This is a genomic window from Anabaena sp. CA = ATCC 33047 (assembly GCF_963870205.1).
Lineage (GTDB): Bacteria > Cyanobacteriota > Cyanobacteriia > Cyanobacteriales > Nostocaceae > Trichormus.
The window spans coordinates 1-3,056 of the sequence record NZ_CAWMSA010000066.1 but is presented as its reverse complement, the minus strand read 5'-3'; the positions used below and the strand labels follow the sequence as shown (position 1 = coordinate 3,056).

Here is a 3,056-nt window from a genome sequence, read left to right as displayed (position 1 = left end):
ATTTTTTTGTTTCTAAGTTTGGTAATTCTTCTCTTAATACTTCTCTTACAGATTCAGATACCACTGCATAGTGCATTGACTGTGTAGTTTTACTTGTTTTCTCTAGTTTTCTATCAATGAGAACTGCCCACGCTTCTACCATTGCTTCCATTCGCGCTGGGATTTCTATCATTGTTTCTTCGTATCGTCCCAACGTCAGCATGATCTGAAACATTGGGTCATCTGGCGAAATCCCAGAATTCACCGATAATTCCCGAATCTTCGCTTTCTCTGATTCTGAATATCCCTGTATTAACTCTTCCGAATTTACCATACTTTCTCCTTCTAAAAATCAGCAATCGTTAACCCCAGGTAATTACTAGCTACTGGATTATTTAAAATTAATTGATTGAAATTTTGTATCCAACGATATATGTATGAACGGTACACAATATATATCGATTTCTCATTCCGTATCTGCGAGTAAGGTTTATTTGCCCTTTCCATTGCTTCATAATGGTCAGTGTGTAATTTAGTTAAACTTAAATCTACACCACCTACTAAATACAATTTATCTTGCATATTACTCTGGTAGTTCTTGAAGCGATTATCAAAGTGTTGGTTTTTTACTACTATATAATCAGCTTGATGTTTAGAAAACTCTAAAAGACTCTCCATATATTGCAAACAATCTAATTTATGTGTTATGGGCTGAATAAACGTTATTTTCCAGTTCAAATCAGCCGATAATTTAAACATCTGGGATTTACTAATTAAATTACATATTTTATCTATACACTTCCCAGGCATATCCACAATAATTACATCAAGTTGCTGATTCGTAAAATCTTCTAATACTTGGTCAATTTCACTTCTAAAGAAATCTAATCTCTCTACAGTAATTAAATTACTGTAAGCCTGTAGTTTTTGGAAATTATCATGGTTGTAGGCTTTTACTGTTTTTCCTTGAGAATACAGTAAATCTATCAATAGTTTGCAGACTGTAGACTTCCCTACACCAGAATCACCTACAGCCATTATTATTCGCTTATTTGCCAACTCACCAACCTAATAAATGCTTCACAGGGTTAATTGATTCTTTGAATTCATCCATCCATGCCCCTACTCTACCTTTGACGGCAATCCTTTTGTTCTGTTCTATCCCCTTTGCAAAAGTTAAGCTATTTTCGTCAAGATAATCATAGGCGTGTTCAATCAACTCTGGCATTGATATTTCCCGGATATATTTGCTCTTTTCTGTATCATTTTTAATTTCTTTAAGTGCCGGAGAATTATTATATCTACGAAAATCTTGTTCTTCACCAAAAAAGTAATTCTTTACCACCACATAATCCACATGATTTCCACAAGAATTATACAAATCTACGAATTGATTTACTGAATCAATTGTGCGGCTAATTACTACTACCATCGTTGTCCGCATATTATAAGCATTTTTAATAGTCTCCAAAAACTTCATTCTCTTAAAGAAATCTTTTAAAATATTGCTAGATTGTGGTGGTAACTCTAGTAGAAATAATGACTTTGGCATAAAAAATTCTTCTACTTTTTCCCCTCCTTCATTATTTTCAATTTTTTCTGGTGGTTCGATATATTTCCCCAGTCTTTCCATAAAGTGTGTATCAATTTCTCCTTTTTTAAATATGTTTAGTGGTTCAATCTTACATTCATCTCCATAAAATCTTTTGATTTGTGGATTAGATGTATCTGCATCAAACGCTATAAATTCTTTTTTTTCATCCAGATACACTTGCAACAACCCTCTCGCAAATGTACTCTTTCCTACTCCTCCTTTATCTCCTGTCACTATTACCAATCTCCGAGAATAAGTCTTTTCTTGTATTGTCATTTTTCTTCTTCCCATAACTATGCAATTACTTCATAAGCAAAATATTCCAACAGCATCAAATAAAAATTACTGACACCATCTATTTCTTCAAATATTTCTGTATCAACAGAATTTATGGCTTGCGTGATTAGCCCTTGCCTTATTACCTCCATTTGTACATTTCTTGGATACAGTCTTTTGAGAGACACAAATACTGCTAAATCTAATTCCTGTGCTGTTAATAAATTTTTATTGATATCAGACAACACTAAATTGTGATACAGATTTTCATATCTATTTGCTTCATTAACTAGATTATTTACTATTTGTAGATATTTATTTCTTGATTGTTCTTTTTTGCTGTCTATTACCACTGGCGAATACATTGATAAAGGTATTGCTTTACAAATGAAACTAACGTACATATCAACCACTTCTGTTTGCACTTCTTTTTGGCTTCGTTTCATTATGTAATTCAGTACAGATTCTCTCGATGTAAAATTAATACTTTTAAATTCATATATTGCTGGATAAGGTGTAAAAATATTATTTTTTATCTTGGCAACAATATTAGCCCTTACCCAGTGTGCAAACCTTTTTACCAAATTGGCATCTATATATTTCTCTAACGAGAATATAGATACAGCACACATTGTTTCAACTTTGATTAGTCCTTTTTCTGTCGCAATATATCGTTGCGTCTTTTCTACATCATATTGCTCTGTTTCCCAATCTATTTTTAATATTTTCCCTACGTCCTCTGCCAATAACTCTACTCGGTCTGGAGCATTTATTACTCGCACCTTCTCTCCCGATGGATGTTCAAATTCCATCGGATACCATATTTCCACCATTCCACAAATTCCTTCTCTGAATTTGCGTATCAATATGGCATATTTCACCCCTTAAAAGAAATCAACTAATTTACGATCTTCATTTCATACTTTCTTACTATTGCTAATTTAGACAAGTTGTGGTGATCAGACTGCATTGTTGGTGGTTCCAAGCCTTAACCAACACCCTGCCAAAACGGAAATTAGACCTCTTGCATAAATATTTTTCTGCCTCACGCATACCGCTAAAGCGGAACCCGAAGGGTAGGCGCATACCGCAAGCGGAACTCGCAGAGTAGACGCAAAGAAAGACGCTAGAATCATGACTTTACGAATTTTGCGCCAGTGCGGTCTTGACGGTCTCCGTCGTAGAGCAACTGGCGTGGCGGGAGGGC

At 34.5% G+C, this 3,056-nt stretch carries 4 protein-coding genes; all 4 read right to left on the bottom strand.

Going from position 1 to position 3,056, the window contains the following annotated elements; translation table 11 throughout:
- On the bottom strand, positions 1-313 hold a 313-nt coding region (locus tag AACS98_RS19665; RefSeq protein WP_339373726.1), incomplete at its 3' end, for a DUF6753 family protein.
- 11 nt (positions 314-324) lie between these two features.
- Entirely contained in the window at positions 325-1,017 is a 693-nt protein-coding gene (locus tag AACS98_RS19660) for an ATP-binding protein (RefSeq protein WP_066382974.1), read from the bottom strand.
- A gap of 22 nt (positions 1,018-1,039) precedes the next feature.
- A complete protein-coding gene (locus AACS98_RS19655) occupies positions 1,040-1,849 on the bottom strand; it encodes a nucleotide-binding protein (protein WP_198161166.1) in 810 nt (269 codons plus the stop codon).
- 17 nt (positions 1,850-1,866) lie between these two features.
- Complete coding sequence (locus tag AACS98_RS19650; protein WP_066382971.1) at positions 1,867-2,682, bottom strand: hypothetical protein; 816 nt, start codon at positions 2,680-2,682, stop codon at positions 1,867-1,869.
- Positions 2,683-3,056: the final 374 nt, after the last annotated feature.

Coding starts and splice junctions, on each gene's coding strand:
- AACS98_RS19660 (WP_066382974.1), bottom strand. CDS start 1,017: ATGGCTGTAGGTGATTCTGGTGTAGGGAAGTCTACAGTCTGCAAACTA.
- AACS98_RS19655 (WP_198161166.1), bottom strand. CDS start 1,849: ATGACAATACAAGAAAAGACTTATTCTCGGAGATTGGTAATAGTGACA.
- AACS98_RS19650 (WP_066382971.1), bottom strand. CDS start 2,682: ATGGTGGAAATATGGTATCCGATGGAATTTGAACATCCATCGGGAGAG.